Source organism: Suilimivivens aceti, assembly GCF_025567405.1.
GTDB classification, from domain to species: domain Bacteria; phylum Bacillota; class Clostridia; order Lachnospirales; family Lachnospiraceae; genus Suilimivivens; species Suilimivivens aceti.
Map to the genome: position 1 here is coordinate 165,131 of NZ_JAOQKJ010000001.1, position 21,728 is coordinate 186,858.

At 39.7% G+C, this 21,728-nt stretch carries 16 protein-coding genes; 4 read left to right on the top strand and 12 right to left on the bottom strand.

The genetic code is table 11. The annotated features are described in order from the left end of the window. Positions 1-99 precede the first annotated feature (99 nt). From OCV77_RS00715 to OCV77_RS00725, 3 genes are all read right to left on the bottom strand, one after another. Complete coding sequence (locus tag OCV77_RS00715; RefSeq protein WP_262572380.1) at positions 100-1,467, bottom strand: ABC transporter substrate-binding protein; 1,368 nt, start codon at positions 1,465-1,467, stop codon at positions 100-102. Positions 1,468-1,606: 139 nt separating this feature from the next. Beyond that, complete coding sequence (locus OCV77_RS00720; RefSeq protein WP_262572382.1) at positions 1,607-2,446, bottom strand: carbohydrate ABC transporter permease; 840 nt, start codon at positions 2,444-2,446, stop codon at positions 1,607-1,609. After that, positions 2,446-3,324, bottom strand: a complete 879-nt coding sequence (locus OCV77_RS00725) for a carbohydrate ABC transporter permease (protein ID WP_262572383.1) — start codon at positions 3,322-3,324, stop codon at positions 2,446-2,448. Before OCV77_RS00725 ends, OCV77_RS00720 begins: the two co-directional genes overlap by 1 nt. A gap of 156 nt (positions 3,325-3,480) precedes the next feature. Here OCV77_RS00725 and OCV77_RS00730 point away from each other — a divergent pair, with 156 nt between their 5' ends. Both OCV77_RS00730 and OCV77_RS00735 read left to right on the top strand, forming a co-directional pair. Then, positions 3,481-5,316, top strand: coding sequence for a sensor histidine kinase (locus OCV77_RS00730; protein WP_262572385.1), 1,836 nt, complete (start codon positions 3,481-3,483; stop codon positions 5,314-5,316). Continuing rightward, positions 5,294-6,040, top strand: a complete 747-nt coding sequence (locus OCV77_RS00735) for a response regulator transcription factor (RefSeq protein ID WP_262572388.1) — start codon at positions 5,294-5,296, stop codon at positions 6,038-6,040. Before OCV77_RS00730 ends, OCV77_RS00735 begins: the two co-directional genes overlap by 23 nt. A 221-nt stretch (positions 6,041-6,261) precedes the next feature. On the opposite strand, the gene OCV77_RS00740 is transcribed toward OCV77_RS00735, so the two are convergent. From OCV77_RS00740 to OCV77_RS00750, 3 genes are all read right to left on the bottom strand, one after another. Next, positions 6,262-6,651 carry a hypothetical protein gene (locus OCV77_RS00740; protein ID WP_262572390.1) on the bottom strand — a complete coding sequence of 130 codons (390 nt, stop codon included), beginning with the start codon at positions 6,649-6,651 and terminating at the stop codon, positions 6,262-6,264. 323 nt (positions 6,652-6,974) lie between these two features. Further along, on the bottom strand, positions 6,975-7,466 hold the full coding sequence (locus OCV77_RS00745) for a hypothetical protein (RefSeq protein WP_118797400.1): 492 nt from the start codon (positions 7,464-7,466) through the stop codon (positions 6,975-6,977). A 481-nt stretch (positions 7,467-7,947) separates the two neighbouring features. Further along, a complete protein-coding gene (locus OCV77_RS00750) occupies positions 7,948-8,232 on the bottom strand; it encodes a plasmid pRiA4b ORF-3 family protein (RefSeq protein ID WP_262572395.1) in 285 nt (94 codons plus the stop codon). Between the two features lie 423 nt (positions 8,233-8,655). On the opposite strand from OCV77_RS00750, the gene OCV77_RS00755 reads away from it, so the two are divergent. After that, entirely contained in the window at positions 8,656-10,590 is a 1,935-nt protein-coding gene (locus OCV77_RS00755; protein WP_262572397.1) for a DUF2142 domain-containing protein, read from the top strand. Positions 10,591-10,595: 5 nt separating this feature from the next. Here the strand turns inward: OCV77_RS00755 and OCV77_RS00760 are convergent, their stop codons facing one another. After that, on the bottom strand, positions 10,596-12,182 hold the full coding sequence (locus OCV77_RS00760) for a hypothetical protein (RefSeq protein ID WP_262572399.1): 1,587 nt from the start codon (positions 12,180-12,182) through the stop codon (positions 10,596-10,598). A 153-nt stretch (positions 12,183-12,335) separates the two neighbouring features. Between OCV77_RS00760 and OCV77_RS00765 the strand changes: the two genes are divergently transcribed. Then, entirely contained in the window at positions 12,336-13,802 is a 1,467-nt protein-coding gene (locus OCV77_RS00765; protein ID WP_416910125.1) for a DUF6056 family protein, read from the top strand. Here the strand turns inward: OCV77_RS00765 and OCV77_RS00770 are convergent. From OCV77_RS00770 to OCV77_RS00790, 5 genes are read right to left on the bottom strand one after another with little or no spacing between them, the layout of a single operon-like run. Continuing rightward, positions 13,783-15,375 carry a hypothetical protein gene (locus OCV77_RS00770; RefSeq protein WP_262572404.1) on the bottom strand — a complete coding sequence of 531 codons (1,593 nt, stop codon included), beginning with the start codon at positions 15,373-15,375 and terminating at the stop codon, positions 13,783-13,785. The genes OCV77_RS00765 and OCV77_RS00770 overlap by 20 nt on opposite strands. A gap of 40 nt (positions 15,376-15,415) precedes the next feature. Then, positions 15,416-17,944 carry a hypothetical protein gene (locus OCV77_RS00775; RefSeq protein ID WP_262572406.1) on the bottom strand — a complete coding sequence of 843 codons (2,529 nt, stop codon included), beginning with the start codon at positions 17,942-17,944 and terminating at the stop codon, positions 15,416-15,418. A 40-nt stretch (positions 17,945-17,984) separates the two neighbouring features. After that, a complete protein-coding gene (locus OCV77_RS00780) occupies positions 17,985-19,382 on the bottom strand; it encodes an LIC_10190 family membrane protein (protein ID WP_416910162.1) in 1,398 nt (465 codons plus the stop codon). A 13-nt stretch (positions 19,383-19,395) separates the two neighbouring features. Further along, complete coding sequence (locus tag OCV77_RS00785; RefSeq protein WP_262572410.1) at positions 19,396-19,680, bottom strand: hypothetical protein; 285 nt, start codon at positions 19,678-19,680, stop codon at positions 19,396-19,398. Positions 19,681-19,696: 16 nt separating this feature from the next. Continuing rightward, on the bottom strand, positions 19,697-21,631 hold the full coding sequence (locus OCV77_RS00790; RefSeq protein ID WP_262572414.1) for a hypothetical protein: 1,935 nt from the start codon (positions 21,629-21,631) through the stop codon (positions 19,697-19,699). Positions 21,632-21,728 lie beyond the last annotated feature (97 nt).

The following is a 21,728-nucleotide window of genomic DNA, read 5'->3' on the forward strand; positions in this document are numbered from 1 at the left end:
ATACCACACACATCACACACAAAAAAGCCCGTTATCCTGTTTTGTCCACAGGATAACGGACTCTCTTATCTTTTTAGATGGAAATCATACAGCCAGTGCCTACTGTGCACCGTCGATTTCCTGCCACTGCTTCTCGATCTGCGCACATGCACCGTCCTTGTCAAGATCACCTGCGATATAGGACTGCATGATCTCACCAAAGGTCTGATGCCAGCTGTCTGTAGAGTAAATGATCTCAAGGTCTGCTGCACCTGCAGAAGCTGCCAGCTCATCGCCCTGCTTGATGATCTCGAAGTTACTCTGTACATCAGATTTGATCGGAGGAACAACACCTGCTACATCTGTAAACCATGCCTTGCCATAATCAGAAGTATACCACCAGTTCATGAAATCAAGTGTCTGCTGAAGTACTGCAGAATCCTTGTTTACATGAAGTGACTGGTCAGAACCGGAAATAACCTGGCACTGGGAAGCATCCTCTGTTACAGGATAACCATTGAAGCCGATCTGGATATCAGGATCGATGGAAAGAACATCAGCTTCGATCCATGCGCCCTGTCCGAGAACCATAGCCGCCTTGCCTGTACCAAAAGCAGATTCCTCACCATCGAGTGCTGTTTCAAGGGGCTTATCATCACCGTACTTTACAGCCAGATCGATGAAATCGAAGAAGTTATTGTAAAGCTCAGGATAGTCTGAGATCTTGGCTGTTCCATTTTCAAAGCCGGATACCAGCTCTGCTGCGGAAATTCCTGCGTTTGCAGCTGCAGCATCAAAGAAATGCTGTGCTACATGCTTATATACCCACCATTCATTGAAACCGGTCGTGAAAGGCTTGTATCCTGCTGCAGAGATCTTTTCACAGGCATCCTTCATGGCACTTACAGTTGAAGGGAACTCAGTAATACCGCATTCTTCAAAGATCGCCTTGTTGTATACGATACCGAAATAATTTCCCTTGATCGCGATTCCGTAGCATCCGCTTCCGTCCGCCGGGCTCTGCATAGTTGCCGCTACTGCATCAGACATGGTCTCTGTCAGCGGCTGTCCTGCCAGATCATAAGAGTATTCCTTGTAAACATCGATCTCCTTACCTGATGTAGAGGAAAAGATATCCGGAACCTCACCGGAATTCAGCTTTGCCTTTAACAGTGTCGGATAGTCATTCTGAGTGGTTTCATAGTTGATGGTCACATTTGGTGCTACTTCCTTATAAGCATCAATGAGTTCACCGATCGCATCTGCATATTCCGGAGAACTGATGAACATATAGATCTCACAGGGCTCGTCAGAAGAAACCTGTGCTGTCTCTTCTGCTGCAGAAGTATCTGCTGCTTCTGTTGTCTCTCCGGCCTGTGTACTGTCAGTGGATGCACTGCTGCTGTCTCCTGCGGATGATCCACAGCCAGCCAGAAGGCTCATTGTCATTGCTGCGCAAAGAATTGCGCTGATGAATTTCTTTTTCATTTTTACCCTCCTTTGTCCCCTCTTCGGGAATCCCTTTTTTACTTTATTTTCACCCGTCTGTTTCCGGCTATAACATCATCCCCACTTCACTGCGGCAGACAGACAGGAAAAAATCATTTTGAACTTTACGTCAGGGGAATCAGCCCTTTACTGCTCCTGCCACAACACCTTCTACGATATACTTCTGCAGCAGGATAAATACGATGATAGACGGTACAACTGTCAGCACCATGGCAGTCAGTGCGTAGTTCCATTTGGTATTCATCTGTCCTACAAAGGTGTATGCCGCAAGCACCAGTGTCTTTGTCTTATTATTGCTATTTACCATCAGAAGCGGAAGCAGGAAATCGTTCCAGATCCACATAACATCCAGTACGGTAACCGTTACCGTCACCGACTTCAGCAGCGGGAAAATAATGGATCTGTAGGTGCGGAAGGTGGAGGCTCCATCTATCTTCGCACTTTCGTCCAGTTCCTTTGGGATCGTCTTCATAAAGTTAAAGAAGATGAAGGTTGCCATGGGGATACCAAATCCCCAGTACTGGATCCCGAGACCGATCTTACTGCCTGCAAGGTGAATCACATTCATGGATTTCAGCAACGTAATCATGATCGTCTGAAAAGGGATCAGCATTGGTGTCGTGATGATCAGATAAGCAATCCTGCTGTAGGTTCCCTTTCTTCTGTCCAGGATGTATGCTGCCATGGATGAAAAGATTACGATCCCGACAATACCGATCACAGTGATGATCACATTATTCTTAAAGAGTGCCAGATAATCCATTTTCTTAACAACATAAGTATAATTGCTTAAGTCAAGGCTCTTTGGCAGGGCAAGTACATTCGCCACGATCTCTCCAAACGGCTTGAAAGAGTTCATAAACATAAGGAACACCGGATAAATATAAATAGCTGCAACCACAATAAGCACGAGGATCATGACTGTCATCCGGAGTCTTCTTTTTGCTTTGATCGTCATTACAGATCAACCTCCCTTCTGCTGAAGGCCTTTAACACCAGCTGTGTAATGACCATGACAAACAGGAAATAGATAATGGATTCTGCGGAACCAAGTCCATAATTATTATTCGTAAATGCTTCCTTATAAATCTGTAATGTCACACTGTTAGATGCCGTTCCCGGTCCTCCCTTGGTCAGTGCAAGGATAATGTCGAACACCTTCAGACCATTGGTCAGTGACATGAAAATACAAGTCGTAAAGGACGGTCCAAGAAGCGGAAGCGTTACCCTGAAAAAGGTCTGCGCCCTGCCGGCTCCATCTACAGTCGCCGCCTCAAGGACATCCTTCGGAACTGCCTGAAGACCGGCTATGTAAAGCACGATATAGAAGCCAAGTGACTGCCATACCCCAACTAATACCACCGAGAAGAATACCAGCTTCGTATCACCAAGCCAGCTTAAATTTAAGAAGCTCCAGTCCGTTGCTTCATACAGCTTCTCAAATCCGCTGGTAAAAATGAACTTCCAGATAAAGCCTACGATCGTCATGCTCATGATATAAGGAACGAAGAAAATTCCCCGGAAGAAATTTGCCCCCTTAAACTTCTTTGTCAGCATCACTGCCAGCGCCAGCGCCAGCACATTGGAAAATACCACAAAGCAAAAGGTATATTTCGTCGTAAACCAGAGTGCCGGAAGGAAGTCACCCCCCTGCGAAAACAACGTTTTAAAATTGGTAAGTCCTACGAATTTAACGGCCTTGGAAATACCATTCCACTCTGTCAGGGAATAGTAGCCACTCAGAATAAAAGGCACATACATCATCAGACAGACCAGTATGATCGCCGGAACTGTAAAGGCTGCCATTTCCAATCCATTTTTAACCTTCTTATTCATTTCCGTCCTCCTTCTCTACTTGATGTAATCATTATAAGATACTCGTCCCTGTCCTGAAAATGAAATAAACTGACCAGAAAGGTGTAAAAAAATGAACAAAGCACTTTTCACTTTTTGAAACTTTTTGTATAATATGCCTGAAGTGAGGGTGAAAAAATGTCATTATCCACAAAAATAAAAGAATTACTCCGCCCATGGATTCAAAAAATACGCAGAATGCTGAATCCGGTGCCATTATGGATCCAGTTGATCTTTATTATGATACTCCTGACTACTGCAGTGTCTGTACAGCTTGTACATAAAGACTATACCTCAACCAAGGAGCTGACTCTTTCCCAGTACCTGTCCACCACCTCCCAGATCCTTTCCCTGGAGGCAGAAAACTCAGACTGGTATCTGGACTCCCTTGCCAAATTCTGTATCCAGCCTTATTATGACTCCTCCTATACCAGGATCATTGACCAGAAAACACCGATCACCACAGAACAGCTCAGCTACGTCAAACAGCAGATGTTCTATAATTACTATACAAGAAGTGATATCCTTGACTACGAGCTTTATCTGATCAATCAGGACATGATCATTGGCAGAAACGAAAGCCAGCAGCACTTTACTGTGCAGCAGAATATGGATATCCAGCCCTTTCTTGATGCCGCGGAGAAATGCAAGGGCAGCCCACGGAACCTTTATATTGAAAGTGATGCTTCCGGTAATCTCACCTATTACCACACACTGTTTACCGTCCCCGGCCAGATCATCCAGGCCGTCGTCCAGGTCACCCTTGATGACAGCTTTACCAGACGGCTCGTAAAGGATCACAGCGATACCGGCGAGATCTTCCTTCTGCTGAACAACGAACAGGAACTGATATATTCCTCTGCCGATACACTTCCCTTTTCCCTTTCAGAGCTGCTGCCGCTTCCTTCCTCTGAGCAGCCGGCTATTACACTGAACAATCAGTCCTATTACCTTGTAAGCAATACCGGCACAACCGGCGATCTGACTATGGTCTGCCTCATGCCGGAAGCCTGCATCGATGCTGAGATCGGACACCTTGGCCACTCCATCCTGATCAATGGCTTTCTGTTCTGGCTGATCACGGTGGTTCTCATCTATCTTCTGCTAAAGCTCCTGATGAACCCGTTAAAGGAGCTTTCTGTACAGATGCAGCGGACCGGAGCCGGTGATTTTTCCACCAGAATACAGGCAGATGGCTGCCAGGAAACCTGCGAGCTGTCCCAGAGCTTTAATGGCATGGTACGGCACATAGACCGTCTCATCGATGAAAATTATGTGGCAAAGCTGCGTGCCAACGATGCCAGACTGGCAGCACTGGAAGCCCAGCTGAATCCCCATTTCCTGTATAATACCCTGCAGGCGATCTCCACAGAAGCACTGATCAATGACCAGCCACAAATTCATAAGATGATCACCTCACTCGCCTCTAACCTGAGGTATACTATTAAAGGCAACGTTATGGTTCCTCTCCGGCAGGAAATGAACTATACTGATAATTATGTATTTCTGCAGAAAGTGCGGATGGGAGATGCGCTTGTCTTTTCCTCTGAGATCGATCCGGCTTCCCTTGACTGCCTGATCCCCAAGATCAGCATTCAGACTCTTGTGGAGAATTCCATTATCCACGGAAAATCCGAAAATCAAGCTTCTATCCACATCACCGTTACAGTAAGACTCATGGAAAATGATCTTCTGATCACCGTCAGGGACAGTGGCTGTGGCATTTCTGATGACCGCCTCCAGAAGATCTACGAGGATTTTGCATCCCAGAAATCCTCCGGCAAGGACAGTGGCATTGGTCTTGCAAACCTTTACAGCCGGATGCAGATCCTCTATAACCGCGAAACAAAGTTTGTGATCAATACAGAAGAGGGTAAATACACCAGTATTTCCCTGACTCTTCCCGTTTCCCGGGATCACTCCCAGGACATTTTCCACGAAAGGAGCTCCCATGTACCGTTCTCTGATCATTGATGATGAAAAACCTGTCCAGATCGCCATTTCCAGGCTTGGCCGTTTCGCCTATTATGGCATTGAACCGCCACGCTATGCGGTCAATGGCAAGGACGGCCTTGCCGCCATGCGCGAATTTCATCCGGATATCGTTTTTGTAGATATGAGCATGCCTGTCATGGATGGCTGTGCCTTCCTTGAAAAGGCCCATGAAGAATTCCCTGACAGCCAGTACATCGTAGTCAGCGGCTATGACGACTTTTCCTATGCCCAGCATGCCCTCCGAAGCGGTGCCTGCGATTATCTTCTGAAGCCCGTAGACGAAGAAAGCCTCAACTGCGCCATTGAAAAGGCAGTCAAGGCCATTGATCCTGATGCAGTGTTCGGTATCTCTGACACTTCTGCCAAGACCGACCACATCACCCCTGATGAAATTGTTACTATTATCAAAGACTACATAGAGAGCAATTACTGTACCAATATCCGCATCTCCATGTTTGCAGAAAAGTACTTTTTCTCTCAGGAATATCTGAACAAGCTGTTTAAAAACAAATACGGCTTTACCATCTATGAGTATGTCCTGAAGCTGCGTATGGAGCGTGCTGCAGAGCTGCTCGCCCAGCCGGATATCAAGATCTCCGATATTGCAGAGCGCCTCGGATATGCGGATAATCACTACTTCAGCAAAGCATTCCGGAACTACTACCAGCTGACACCGACGGAGTACCGGAAGGGATTAGGCTGAGCATTATGTATCAATCGTTTTCACTACCAGACTTTTACAGAACTCTTTTTTATCCTTTATATTGTTATGGTTTTTTCTACGATAAAAAATATAAAACATATTGTCCTTCGTAGTATCTGCAGCTGCTATACTCCCCAAATGAAAAACACCGATAGAATGTACGAAGCGATTATGTATAGCAGAAGAATATAATGGAGAATAACTCGTCTGTAAAATTCTCCTCAATCTCTGAAACTCTGCCTTATTAATACACTGACAGTCTTCTCACTCATAAAAGCCAGCAGCACATCTATCTCCAGATATGTCCGAAACCTTTCAATCAGATCTGAAACTGTCTTTCCTTTCCGTAATTCAATGGCAGGCTCCTTCTTATCCGTTTCTGTTTCTACAAAGAAATCCGAATAGCGGCACAGCATATGATTCGTATTCTCTCTGGATAAAATAAGAACTGCCTTCTCTCCCTGTTCACCAAGATAATGCACTACTTCAGCACCATACTTTTCCAGCTCTGCATATGTGACAATATTCTGACTGTCATCCCCATTCTTAGACTGTAAAATCTCAATCAGTGCATTCGCTGCCAAGTCTTCAATACCAATATAAAAGCACATTTTATTTCCTCTTTTTCGTTCTATTATACTATATGCATCTGCCTGTATAATAAGACAGATGCACAACTGATTTATGTTCTAATCTTAGTATAAACGAACCTGTGTATCAATATGCCCACGCAAAAATTTGTTTTATTTTTTAATTACTGTTTTTACGTTATATTTTGTATTTCTTTAACATTTTCAGATCTCTCCACTCTTGCCGCTGCCCTCGTCATGCCAAAGTGCAGCATACCGTTTTCCTCCAGGATATCATAAAGTTTTCTGTAATCCTCAGAGAGACTTGCTGCATTCCCCGGCTCAGGCCATCAATACCATTTTTTCTACCAGCACTTACTGCAGGCTTCCAGACCTTCTTTCTTTGCTTCTTCTATCGTAATCTTCTTCGCTTTCTTTGGATTCATCTTGCCACAGTGGTCAATAGAATGATATTTTGATCCGGTCGCTGATTTCCAGCACATTCCACCTGCTGCTGCATTCTGTGATGCTGTTGTGGAAGCTGCTTTCTCTATCGTTTTCGCATCAGACTTTGCAGTTTTACCGGCACTTTCTTTCTTATCATTGGCCACTGCTGTTACCTTCGCATCCGCTACCGGCTTCCGTCCTTCTGCCTTGCCATAATTCACATAATGATCATACAGCGCTGTTTCATCGCTTCCGACAGCATCTTTCACATCCGGATAAGTCTCTGCATAAAACTCTGCATCAAAAACTGTTCCATCTGGCATGGTCTTCGGTGCCGCCTGCATATCCATCGTAGTAAACAGGAATACAAAGCTCATAACAAGACCTGCTAAAGCTATATGTTTCTTCATACGTAATTCCCCCTTTGTAAGTGTATGAATTATTTTTAATGCATTCCAATTATATCATGTATTAAAAACATTGTCATCATTCAATTATTTTTCTTGTCTGCATTCACCAACCGACTCTCCATTCGTATCTTTCTTCAATTGATAATCATCACTTTTGATTATTATTTAAATCAAAAATTTTTAACTCATCCGCTTCTTTTTGTTGTTTATGTCACGAATATTATATAATTATCGTAAAAAAAGATGCAATCTGTTTTATATTATTTCACTATTAATGGTTGTTATCAAAAAATCTGTAGGCACTCAATATAGCAAGGGAAACCCGTAAGCACATGGTTTGACATTTTCACCACCGCTCTCGTCATGCCAAGTACAAATTCCTTCTTCTGTCCAGAAACGCTTTTCGCCGGAGCAGCCTTTCATGCTGTCCAGGATCACCAGTCTCTGTGAGGTGAAGTGGCGGTAGATCCTGCCCACAATTCTAACTCACTGCTATGCTTTTGCAGCAAATTGTTCTCAGCATATCACAGAAGCCATAGATTCCTCCGACATCATCCACCAGCTCTATGCCATCCTTCCGGATACATACCGGGCAGTAGTCACTGATAACATCCTCTAAAAAGCCATCCAGCGCACTCTCTGTTTCTCCTTTCCCATTTTTCCATACACCGTTTTCCTCTGAATGATAAGTGTCCTCACAGGTGATCAATACCTTCCAGTTGTCACCATAATCATAGCTGTAGATCAGCCACTGGCAGTCTTTCAATCAGTTCACGGCAATAAATATCTGCAAATGCATGCTCCACCTGGTCTACTGCTACATCCCTCAGTTTTAGTTTCCTCTCCAAAATCTGATATACCTGTTCTTCCTGCCCATTGGCCGGTGAGAACTCACTGATTACCTTCTGCAGCCTGTCCCACTCCTCACGGATGAGGAGTGGAAGGGTAGAAGGAATTGGTTTTAATTTGATCCCTTTAAAATGGTGCCATTACATAATTCGCATTTTACTTCCTTCTTTTTCCAATACGGTCTATTGTATTCTATTCTTTCAACATCTTCCGGATCCAACATAAAAGTTTCTTTCTTGGTTGTTTTATATTGCACCTCATTTTCCTTTTGAATATTCTTCCATCTATGTTATAATCATTTTAATTAATAAATTTACCAACAGAAAAAGGATCTTATTTTATGTTTAAAATACTTCATTTCATTTCAAAGAACAAATTACTGTTTTTTTCCTTGCTGTTTGCCTTATCTTTTATCTATATTATCCATGATGATTATATTGCCGCCGATGCTTATATCATCCCTTCTGACAGTTATACTTACATAACCAATGATAACCCTGTTGAAATCTCTATTCAACCAACTATGCCCATAAAGAAACTTAACTCAATTCTTTTCAGCATAGCCAACCCAACCACATTAACCTCTGATTATGAAACCACAATAGATCTCTATGGAGATAATAATATTATCTCCTCTATCTCATTTTCTAATGATACCTGTTATGAGATAACAGACTCTCTTGGAAATGCAACTGAGCTCTTTTTCGACACTATTGCTCCTATATGTTCCTATTCCGATTATAAATTTAAAATATCCAGTTCTGCCCCTACAGTCGAAAATGCCTATGGATTTCGGCTGAACAATGAGGGAACCATATGGAATCGCCTTACCTATGTGCTTTTAACAAAAGATCAGCAGAAACTTGTTTATACTCTGATTTTCATTGTACTCATTTCTTTTATATATGTTATATTATACATTTTAAATCGTAATTTCACTATCCCCCCTGAGAAAATATTTCTTTTTCTATCACTGGTGCTTTGTCCCTTCTACCTGTTCATAGTCCCTGTTTTTCAAACCCCTGATGAAGTAAATCACTTTGTCAGAGCTTACACTATTGCCCATGGTTATTTCTTGTCACCTTCCGGTGGCAATGTTCCTATCCCTCAAAATCTTGTTCCCTATGAATGGTATACCTATACCCCTTTTATATTGTTTCAAAATTTTCATATGACAATCGACTCATTCAACGCCATTTTACATAATAACGTCAACATGGCTCTATATTCTCCTGTCTCATACATTTTTCAGGTTATTGGCATTCGTATAGCTGATATTTTCTCAGATAACACCTATATTCTTGTTCTAGCCGGAAGTCTTGCTAACATTACAGGTTGTACTGTCCTTATTTATTACGCAATCAAATGGATTCCTTCCGGAAAAGAACTGCTTACATTTATTTCTCTCCTCCCCATGGCCCTTCAACTCAGATGCAGTCTCTCTGTTGATGCCATCACTTATGCTATACTGGTTCTTTTTCTGGCCTTTTGCCTTTGCAAACGCTGCCAAAATTCACTACTAAATAAGAAGGATATCATTATTCTTTTCACTCTGGTTTTCATTCTTTCATCTTGTAAAGTTGTTTACTTTGTTGCTATTCTCTTTATCTTCCTATTGCCATCACCCTGCTTTCAAAGCACAAAAAAGGAAGTACTTCTGAAAGCATTTGGCTGCTTTGAAGCACTTCTTTTATCTGTCGGATGGTTTTTTATAGCCAACTCTTATTTAGGTAGTACCAGAGCTGGTGGTGACGCATATGAAAAAATACATTTTATCCTGACCAATCCTGGACGTTACTTATATATTCTCCTAAAAACCCTTTGGCTTGACGGACACGATTTTATTTATGAACTTATTGGTTATAAACTGGGTAGCCTCAATATCGTTATCAATTCTCTGCTCATTTTCTGTATTATAATACTCTTTTTCAGAATTTATTATACGGAAAAGCAAAATAGGTTCTATCATGATTACGTAACAGAAGTAATATCCATAATTTCCTGTACTGGTATGATACTCCTGATTGCAACCAGCCTCTACATCCAATGGACTGATCTGTCCGCCTCAACCTACTCTATTCAGGGTCTTCAGGGACGTTATTTTCTTCCATTAGCGCCACTTTTATTCTGTTGCTTCTGTGTATCTGCAAAGACCGACTCAGTTACTGTTAAAAGCAACAAAAAACCTTCTGTTTCTCTCTTTGGATTATATGTTTTAAATCTTTTAGTACTAATTGAAATTTTCATCTTTAGTTCGTATTATAATAGGCTGTAGGATGTTTATTTATGCCTCCAAATCTTATATATTCCTATATGTTCCAAACATATATACTCTATATCGTTTTCAATTTTCCTGTCCATTTCTTCCTCACATGCTTCCGGCACAATATACACAGCTCCATCCTGATCTGCAATTCCATCCTCCGGATATCCATCTGCATTTGTCAGCCATTTACAGATATCCATAGTTTCGAAGGAATTGACTGCATACACATTTACCTTTCCATTCGATAATGCTGTCATTTTGTTTGCATTTTCAAAAGTGGAATATGCCACTTCGTATCCATTTTCTTCCAGATAATTTACAACCTCAAGCGCATCCGATGCTGTCGGTTCCTCCGCTTTCAGAATTGGCTGATAAACTGTATGTACATTAATTCCGATCACAATACCGGCAGTTGTAAGCGTTATTACAGTCAGCGCTTTCCATGCAGATATACCCGCCGTCATTCCTTTTCTTAAACATTCAAAGCTAAGAATTGCTGCAAATGCCATGGAGAAAATCCACATAAAATAATATCTTTCAGAACTTTCCACCGTCGTAAAAGCCACAATAAGGGCTGTTACAACCGGTGATGCCGCTGTAACCAGAAAACACCATTCAAGGCTGCTAAGTTCCTGCCATTTCAGCATATGTATCAGTAGTACAATTACCCATATCACTACATTCAGAACCAATAAGCCAAGACAAATATTCCTCACTGGATCCCCTTCACTGAATCCAACCGCTTTCCATGTACCCGGCAGAACCACCTGAACCAGCTTTGCAAAACCATTCCTGATATTTCTTGATATTTCCTGACCTGAGAAAAAAGGCATTTTAGTTCCAAGAAAGCTGAGTACCAGTAATCCACTTACCCACAAAAACGGTATTTTTTCATGCTGTTCTCTTTGAACGATTCCTTTCCCAAGACACTTTCTCCGGCAAATCTTCTCATACAGAATTCTTATCACTTCTATTCCAAACAAGGGTCCAAATGTAATCAGAATTCCTCTAGTTCCCTGCATCCCGAGCAGGAAAGCAAGTATCAGTCCAATTATACACTTCCCATACATCTTCCTGCGAAGACTTTTACTCTTTTTCCATTCTTTCTGAAGCAAAGAGCTGTAGCAATTCAGAATAAAAAAGAAGGCTATTACATGAATGGCGTAATATCCAGCAAATACATAAAGAAGCTCCAGGATTATTATATTTCCGGCAAATCCAAGACAGAATAAGCACATAAGCAGGCAGCTGATCCTACTACTGCCTGCTTTCTTCATGAAAAGCCATATAGCTAATACAATACCTATTGTCATCGTGCAGCAGGCAAGTCCCATGGAAAGATCCATATTTCCTGTTAATCCGTAAAACAGTGCCGCAGCCTGCGGTGTTGCTATGATCCTGGTTTCAGTAGAGGGATACCATGACACCGGAATAATCTCTTTGCTATCCCAAATTAACCTCCCAAGAACTGCCTCTGCACCAATATCAGAGTTCATCTTATAATTATAGTGAAATATATTGCATCCAAATACAACTATCATTGCTGTAATCAGGATAGCAGCAACCGGCCATTCCATTTTTTTAATTTCATTTCTTTTCATTGTACTCCCCTTTATAGCGTAAATATTAATTCCCCTAGCTGTATTCGGTATTATTCTTGAAATACCCCCATCATCATGCTAGAATAAAGAACATATTAGTACATTAGGTATCTTAAATATACTGATGAATGAGAAGGGATCTCTACAAATACTATGAACAAATTCAGCAAAATAAATCTTTTCAAATTAGCAGCAGCTTTTACATGTATATTCATTATTTTGTTTTCTGTCTTTACTATCGTCAAAGCATCCTCTTATTCCGTGTTAGCTGATGACGATTTCTGGCATGGCTATGACGTAGGTGTGTTCCATACAGATTTTATGAGTTATTTTATTGCCTCTCTCAAATATGCAAAGCATATGTATCTTACCTGGCAAGGAACATACTTTTCCATGTTTTTGCAGGCTTTCCTAAGCCCCATGAACAATTATGGCATGCCTCAGCTTCGCGCTGTTATGATTTTTAATTCCCTGAATTTCTTTGTTTCATTAATTGTATTTATCTACACTCTGCTCAACAGACTATTTAAGAAACAGTGGCTGCCAAAATTAGCAGTCTGCACCTGTGTTGTTTTCGCAATTACATCCTACAGTGCTTTCCAGGAAGTATTTTACTGGTTCTCCGGTGCTACTTCCTATACCCTTCCTGTTTCTTTTCTCTTTTACTCATTAACTGCGGTTTTATTACTGGATTCAACTACCAATTTGAAAAAGAAGTATATTTTAATTATCTGGTCTGTCTTTTCCGGAGTATTGGCTATGGGCGGCTCTCTCACTGTTGCTGCAGCCGGCTGCTACTTTATGCTCTTACTGACTGTATATGAGTGGATATCCTCTAAAAAATTACCATATATTAAACTGGTCATTTTTATCTGTTACTTTAGTGGGGCACTTATCAATGCCATAGCTCCCGGTAATTTTCTCCGTCAGCAAACCAGCGAAGGAAATGGCTTACAAATATTTGCTTCCTTAAAGAATTCATTTCTTGTATATGAATCAAACTTCAGATGGCTTTTTCACAGTACAAACTTCAGTTTAATCCTGCTTCTTATTCTTCTTTGTGGAATTTTTCTTTACAAGAATATAACTGTTAAAAACATTACTGGCTACACCTTTGTCAGCATTGCTGGTATCATTGCGCCTTTTGTTGTCATTTTCCCTGCTGTATTAGGCTATAATGTTCCCTGGATTCCCAATCGCTGTGTTTTTGTTGTAATCGTAGTTATGTCTGTTGCCTTCAGCAATCTGACACTCATTCTCAGCTATCATATCATGCGCACAATCACTGATTCAAACAGATCTCTTATTGTGATCGTCACTCTTATGCTGGCTTTTGTCACTGCTTCTGCAAACAGCTATACCCTGGCAGATTGTATGACAAGAAAACTCCATGATAAATTAATTGATGGCACCATTCCCAATTACTATTCCTCTTACATGGACATGATCCACTTATTTGAAGCTTCTGAAGGAGCTGATCTGCGTCTGGATCCTGCTCAGGTTCCGGCTGCTATTGATAACTTTTACTATTTTACATTATCTGCAGATCCTGATAATCGTACCAATAATGCCATTTCCTACTTCTACCATTTGAATTCCGTCAGTCAGACTGGCGAATAAATATTGTTCCTATTTTATATCCATCAATTTCTATATCATGGTAATCCTGATATCCATTTACTGCCACATCATTTCCCAGTAAGCCATGATAAGTTTCAATATAATACTTGGGATTTTCTGAAATATCAACAAGCTGGATCCTCTGCTTCTCCTCATCTGTCATAAAATTCATAAATATATTTCCGGCTGTACAAACCGTAATCTTTTCACTGTCATCATTTTCCAGAATGTATCTACAGAGATCCATATTTATCAGATTCCAATAATCTCTGTCAAATTCTGCTCCCCATTTTCTACAGGCTGCATTCAGATAAACCATTTCATATGGATGATTCCTTATGATCCATCCTGTCTGTATAACCATTCCTGCTATGCAGGCAAACACAATTACCACCTTCCAGACTTTATTTATGATACATTTCGTCAGGAAATACCGCATCCCATATACAATCATATAGACAAATAAAGGAAGAATAAAGTAAAAATGCCTCCAGCCATTATATAATGTAGAATGTAATATCACTGTCGCCAGCCATGGCAACAGGGCTGATAATCCTGCCCATATAAAATATTTATGTCTGAAAACAATATCCATATCTACAACACATTTTTTCTTCACTACACAGACTATTCCTGTCACTACAATAAGAAGAAACAATATATGATACCATACAGGAACAGATATCAGAACCCATACCGGTATATAATACCAGGGCAGCTGATCCTTATTTAATAGCTGTCCCATAAATACGATAATGCCATTCCATTGATCATAATCAGAGAATTTAGTAAAAACTTTTATCACTTCTCTTATAGGATGTTTCCATAATATGGGCATACATATAATATAAGTAAATATAAATCCTGCTGCCAAAATTGCAAATGCTCTTAAGCGTTTCTTCCTGCTTTTCCAACCTGTCTGACGCTTCATCTTCTGATAAATCATCTCGACTATAATATATCCAACAAGCAACATAGGAAACAAGAATCCTACAATCCTCACATTCGTAGTCAGCGCTGAAATGATTGAAAAAAAGATTATCCATGTTACAGCATAATCACTCTCTATCACCATGACTGTTGCATACATAGATATCATCACCATAGCAACAAATATCATATCTTTTATATTATAGAACTGTTCTGCAAAAAACCTTGGATACAGTGCAACCATTGCTGTACCAAGAAGGCTTAATCCCACTGACTCCAATGTTTTCCTGCAGGTTCTGTAAAAGCATATATATCCGGCAAAGCATACCAAAAATGTCCATAAATGCCGGATATGATACGCTTCTCCTCCTGGAAACCCCTTCATCCATTCCAAAACTGACGGCACAACCTGCATTGCGATTCCATAATATCTGTAATCATATTTTTCCAGGTCGCCATTTGCTCCATCCAGTGCATCCACACCCAAAGTATCTAGCGCATACTTTATATTAACAAAGGTACTCTCCCTTTCATCCCGCTCATCCGTTGATATACCATAATCCTTATATAAAAATATCCCAACAATCAGATATATCATAAATAAACCGCAGATAATACTCTTATGTATCCACTTCTGTTTCACAATCTGCTCCTTCCCAGCAGTCCTGTAGTTTTACCTCTTCTTAATACTCTGGCAACCTCCAGGCCTTTACACCCACTTTACCAATATAATCAAGGCTTACTTCTCCTGTATCCTGATTTATACGATACAGTGTACCATCATCGATCGTATCCGGATCAGCAAACAATTTCCCATAATCCTCAGAAAATATTTCATATGGATGCAAAATAAAAACATAATCATATGTTTTCAGTGTACTTTCCCATTCCTCTGCAGCCCAGATAAATGGTTCTTCATACAACTGTTCTTTCTTCTTCTCCAGTATCCTCTTCTGTTCTTCTATAGATTCTGCAGATCCCAGAAAATCACATCCGTGTTCTGTTTCTATTAATGGAGATACAAAATTCTTAAACATACAGATTTCCAATCCATCTGTATTATTACATACAAAAAATATCTTTTCTCCCCGTCTGGTAAATGTTCTTAACTCCTCCGACAATTCGTCCCCATAATATACATTTTCCTCTGTAACCTCATAATCCATATGTTTTAAGGCAAAAGCTTTCATTGGTGTCGCAACAAGAACAGCTCCCAGCAAACAGGTTAAAAGTATTTTTCTTTCCTTATTATTCTCATCATCACTTTTTTCCCACAATATCATTCCCAGCATGACTAACACGCTACCACACAGGTATGATCCCAAATATCTGTCATGAGAAGCATATGTAAGTGCTTCATTCTCCGGAAACGCAAATAAATACAACAGTTCCAGAAAAATACAATAAATAATTCCTCCTGCAAATACCATAATACTCACGAAAAAGATATTCTTTGACCGGTTATCCCAATATCTCCTTATCAATAAAAGAACCATCAATATGCCAAGTCCTATCCACATATCAAAATATGGTACCTCAAGATTACCAAGCTTAAATGTTTCTCCATCAAACATTTTAATCAGATAATTTTTCAATGAACGATAACGGTACTCTGGTGCTTCTCCTTTTATCAATTCTACTATTCCATTAACAGAAAGACCACTCGCCGATATTGTTTCTGCTGTTATATTCCTTCCTTTCTCATCCACTTCCGCCTCATCACCCATATCCTCTGCTACCTGTACTTCCTCTGTTTGTACAACTGGTAAAGATAGATAAAACTGCCAACTGAAGAAAATCAGGAATATGAACACTAACAACAGAGGTAACACTGTGCACATTTTCTTATTCCACTTTTTCTGAGAAATCTGTTTGTATATGCTGTCTGCCATCATAATAAGAACTACAAGTCCTGCGATAGCCAGCCCCATATCTTTTGTTAATACCAGTGCGGCCAACCCTCCTGCAATCCTCATATAATTAAATAACGATGCTTCTTCAGAAAGATAACAATATAATACATAAAACATCAATATAGCTAATAATGCATCTACATATATACTGTTATAAATATCTGTGAAGAAGATAACCGGTACCAATATACCTATTATCACTGCAACTACAACATTAGAAACCTTTTTGTTTCCTTTCTTGTAAAAAAGTACACTTCCTGCACTCAGCAGCATTGTCTGATATGCAATATAAACAATCTCCTGTGAATAAAGTCCATTCAAATAAACAAACAGATACTCTGCCAGTGTAGTAAATGGCATATATCTTACCAGTCTGACCGTTGTATCTATATGCTTTGCAAAGGAATCATAATAAAACATATCCTTTGCTGCTAATCCCCAATGAATGTACTCATCCCATCTGGCATAAAAGGCTCCATGACAATTCACCAAAATCACAATAAACAGGATCCCATAAATAAAAAGTCCCGGTGACACCAATGTCCTGATATCTATACGCCTTTTCATAATTATTACAAATGCTGCTATCAGGCAAAAAGCACTTATCAGATAAACAGTAGATATTCCCGTTGTCAATAAACTGAACAACCCAAACACATACAATATAAAAATCTCAATGATCAAAGACAGTCCGACTGTCTCCTCCCATTTTCTATCAAAGATCACCATGAAAAGCAGTGAAATACTGATCAACGGGAAAAATACCGCAAACATCCAGAATAATCTGGAGTTTTTTATAAACTCTATATCCAACGCAACTGCTTCATTGCAGGCTTTTCCATCTATCGTACAGCCTGCATAGTTACTTCCTGATGGCAGCTTCAACTCACCATATCCATCCGGCTCCACAAACCTGAATTGCAAACGATACCGTTCTCCTAAAACCACCTTTAAAGAAGGAAATTTGAATTCCAGCTCTCCTGATGACTGTTCTGTAAATTGCCTTTCTATCTCGGTATCAACTAACAATTCACTGTAATCATCATTATATATCTTTAGTTCGATCCCAGAACTAAAGCTCTCTTCCGTGAAATAGGAAACCTTTACACCCGTCAGCTTTTTTACATTAGGCTGCCAGGTCTGCTCTAAAACTTCCTGCGTTGTATTAAATGTTACTTCTGAATCTGGATGAGATACTAATGCTTCACTTAAATGGGCATCCTTTCGCAGAATGCAAATGCCAAATATCAGAATAATCGCAATAATAAAAATAATATTTATCCATTTGTTTTTATTCATAACACCTTTATCCCCTTTTTCTTTTAAGATTTTCTCCATACTATTCTGTCCACTCATCACCATAGGCATTTAGATGCAATGAACAATACTCCGGCTTAATCCTAAAACCATCTTTTAAGGTTGTTCCACGTAGTTCAACTCTTTCAACCATTTTTCTGTAAGGAACACATGGAAATACATCTGCACTGCATTGATCCCCTTCTGCCGGTATCCATACTTTCACTCCAGGTGCTAATTCCATTTCTTCTGTCAGATTCCACTCATAATCATCCTGCATTATAAGAGACTGATACTGCAATGACTGTATACTTCCCAAATAGCTAACCCCCACCGGGATAAGTACCACCATAATTGCAGCCTTGATAAGTAACTTCCCCTTTCGCATATTCAAACAATATTGTGCACATAAGCAGATAGGGATCAACAAGTATACCATTCCATATCTTATCAATGGAGCAGAAAAGAACCAGCTTAACAAAGCCAAAATACCATAAATCCCCAGGATATCCTGCCGCATATCTGTCTTCTTTTTTATTATCCTGTTAACAAACATAGCCAACCATATAATTCCGCATACAAATCCTAATACAATCAACGTTCTCATGGAATGATCAAACCAATGCGGAACCCATTCCCATAATGCCTCCTTTTTTTCGACACTGAATATGTCTCTTCCCCATGCTATAATTTCTCTGCTATCATATTCCAGTACTGATGCAGGCATCTTCCAGTCCACGTTAAAAAGATCTATCTGAGGATAAGGATACAATAAATATCCCGAGATTATAACATTCCTTGCAAGCCAGGGAATAACTATCACCAATCCTCCCACTATATGTAAAACGATTTCTTTCCATTTCTTCTCCTGTATAAGCTTTATTGCCGGCCAAATTGCCAGTATGACGCAAACAGCTGCAGATAACTTTAATGTAATTGTATAGACACCCAAAATGCACAAAAAGCCGTACATACTGCTATCCATAACATCACTTTCTATCAATTCACACCACTTTGTGCAGATATAAAGTATCATAAGCATGGGCAATATATCCGATGACGGCGAAGATATCAGCCCACTTGTATAGCATACATATATACCTGTCATCACCTTAAAAAGATCAGATAATCTGATTTTCCCATTCCATAATTGATTTGTTATGATTGCATAAATCAAAAACACCCCAGCCACAAATCCATTCACAGTATGTAATGGCTGTCCAACCAGCCAGTCCAGACTAAACAGCGCTTGCAAAGGCATAAATGCACTGTTATATGCAAACCTGTTATGTAAATTTCCAAGTCCAGGTACAACACCATATTCTTCAATCCATTTAATCGCCTGAAAGTGATACAACATTGTATCATAATGTACCGGTTTTCCAACTGTATAAACCAACATGCATATACATACAAAAAGAACCACAATCCACTGATATATAGATAGTCCCGGCCTACAAAATACGTTTTTGCGCCCCCCCCCTGTTCTTAAAACAGTACGTCATGACCAACACTATCCCAATTATCATCAATCCCAGACAGGCTTTCGCTCCAACCTTATAAAAAATGCTGAATACCTCTGCATAAATATTAACCATCATCAATCCACATACAAGATAAACATCCCATTGATCCAGATAATTTTTCTCTGCATGTCGATAGCCATAATGAATCATTCCATATCCCAGTATCAGGCAAATCCCTGCAATAATAATCCAACTAACCAATACAGACAGCATAGCTCCTACTCCTCTCTTATTTTGCCATAAATTTTATCCTGCTTACCGTCCATCCCATATAAGAAAACTCTTTTTCCTCCAGGATTTCTGTCTTCTGTGATAATTTTTCTGCTATATCCTGACCTGCACACGGTATATAATAATAGTACCCTACTCCATCAGCCAGTAAGCTCCTTATATCTGTTTCCTCTGTAATATTACACAATTCAAATGGCACACAATTCTTATTTTCCTGAAGAACCCTTTTTCTATGCTTCTGATCCCAATATTGTATCTGCGGTTCATCAGGTTCTGCGTAAATATAAACTCCTTCAAAAAACCATACTCTGCCATTTACAACAGGGAAGCAATTCATTGCTTCTTCATCTATTATATCTTCCATCGCCAGATCAAGTGCCTTATCAAAATACCTGTATTGTTGATTATAAACCATAGAATCGCTCAGATATTCCCACTCTTCTGTACTGACCATCTCTGTATTCCCCACATCATACTGTTTAAATACCAGATGTGTAATCGGATCCAGTATATAGTAATTCGATATTGTCATTAGTATTATAACGCTCATCAATACCCCGTATCTTATTTTCTCTGACGATATCATGGCTATTCCCAAAATAGCAAACAGATTTAATGCAACAATATGTGTGTCAATATATCTGGCATGATTTACAGTTTGAAAAGTAATGCTAAACACTACAAAAAAGAAATCACTGATCAGAATTGGTACTACCTGTTCAGATACCCTGTCTTTCTTTTTTACTATCCATACAATTGCTATTATACTCAGCAGGACCAATATCCAGTTAAAGTTAAGTAAAAACAGTACTTTTGATTTTTTCCATATATAATAAATATTTAGTGCAAATCCACCTACTCCATTCCAGTGTGGCATTATCTTATATGTATATAACCATATCAACCCTACTGCCAGCATTCCCCAATATTTTCTCTGGCACATGATATAGCGCACTTTTTTGTGTCTCCAGTAATCTACAATAACATAGCCAGCGCAATATGCTCCATATGCAACAACCGCCGGTTCTTTCACAAAGCACATAATAAGTGCAGCAAAAAAGTGAAAAATCCACCGATCTTTCATTGCAGAATAAATTACTACAGGATATAACATCATCACCCAATAATCCCAATAATTATATCCTGCCAGTCCAAGTATAAACGGTGATACTGCATAGCATACTGTCAGTAAAGCATACTCCCATTCTTTCCTGTCTTTAAATATCAGTCTGATAATTCCCCATACACTATAGATACTCATCAAGAGAAGAACTATTGTACCAATAGTCATCCCCAACTGCTGGCTTCCTACCATAACCCTGAGAATCTCGTTAATTCCTGTATATGACATGCATATATGATCACAAAAGGAAAGCGTCTCCAGATTAAAAATATGGGCAAGGCAAAGATCATCTATATACTGAAATAAATATGAGGCATCCCATCTTGGTTCTGAATCAGACTGAATCACAGCTATAACTGCACATGCAAAAAGCACTATAGCAATATACTTTCTCTCACTGATCCATCGTTTACCATCTTCTTTATTAATATGCACAAGGTTTCTTTGCCTGCAGCATATTAGAAATGCTATAAAGCATCCAAAAATAATCATCACATAGGAAATAAGATACTTTTCCCTTCCTACCTCCTGCAATTGATCCTTTCCGATTATAGCTAGTAATGAGAACATCACACCAATTCCAATGTCTAATAGTACCAGTTGTCGCAATTCACGTACTGAACCACTTCTCATCAACAGGTAATGTCCTATCCCCCATAATAAGACACCTAATCCCAGAAATAAAAAATGTAACCGGATAGGCTGTTCTCTATTTGCATAATTTGTAGACGCAAATAATGATAACATCGTGAACACAAGCGAGCATATTAATGCTACTGCTGCTAGATTTCTTTCTCTATTCTCTCTCATGTTTCTCCTCCCTGCAAACCATTATCATTGTATCAAATATTTACGATGCAGGAAAGTCTAATCCAAGTTTCTACATATAAAAAGTACAAGCCATTAC

Excerpts from the sequence above, each read along its gene's own strand:
- OCV77_RS00715 (WP_262572380.1), bottom strand. The coding sequence starts at position 1,467 with ATGAAAAAGAAATTCATCAGCGCAATTCTTTGCGCAGCAATGACAATG.
- OCV77_RS00720 (WP_262572382.1), bottom strand. The coding sequence starts at position 2,446 with ATGACGATCAAAGCAAAAAGAAGACTCCGGATGACAGTCATGATCCTC.
- OCV77_RS00725 (WP_262572383.1), bottom strand. The coding sequence starts at position 3,324 with ATGAATAAGAAGGTTAAAAATGGATTGGAAATGGCAGCCTTTACAGTT.
- OCV77_RS00730 (WP_262572385.1), top strand. The coding sequence starts at position 3,481 with ATGTCATTATCCACAAAAATAAAAGAATTACTCCGCCCATGGATTCAA.
- OCV77_RS00735 (WP_262572388.1), top strand. The coding sequence starts at position 5,294 with ATGTACCGTTCTCTGATCATTGATGATGAAAAACCTGTCCAGATCGCC.
- OCV77_RS00740 (WP_262572390.1), bottom strand. The coding sequence starts at position 6,651 with ATGTGCTTTTATATTGGTATTGAAGACTTGGCAGCGAATGCACTGATT.
- OCV77_RS00745 (WP_118797400.1), bottom strand. The coding sequence starts at position 7,466 with ATGAAGAAACATATAGCTTTAGCAGGTCTTGTTATGAGCTTTGTATTC.
- OCV77_RS00755 (WP_262572397.1), top strand. The coding sequence starts at position 8,656 with ATGTTTAAAATACTTCATTTCATTTCAAAGAACAAATTACTGTTTTTT.
- OCV77_RS00760 (WP_262572399.1), bottom strand. The coding sequence starts at position 12,182 with ATGAAAAGAAATGAAATTAAAAAAATGGAATGGCCGGTTGCTGCTATC.
- OCV77_RS00765 (WP_416910125.1), top strand. The coding sequence starts at position 12,336 with ATGAACAAATTCAGCAAAATAAATCTTTTCAAATTAGCAGCAGCTTTT.
- OCV77_RS00775 (WP_262572406.1), bottom strand. The coding sequence starts at position 17,944 with ATGAATAAAAACAAATGGATAAATATTATTTTTATTATTGCGATTATT.
- OCV77_RS00785 (WP_262572410.1), bottom strand. The coding sequence starts at position 19,680 with ATGCTGTCTGTATTGGTTAGTTGGATTATTATTGCAGGGATTTGCCTG.
- OCV77_RS00790 (WP_262572414.1), bottom strand. The coding sequence starts at position 21,631 with ATGAGAGAGAATAGAGAAAGAAATCTAGCAGCAGTAGCATTAATATGC.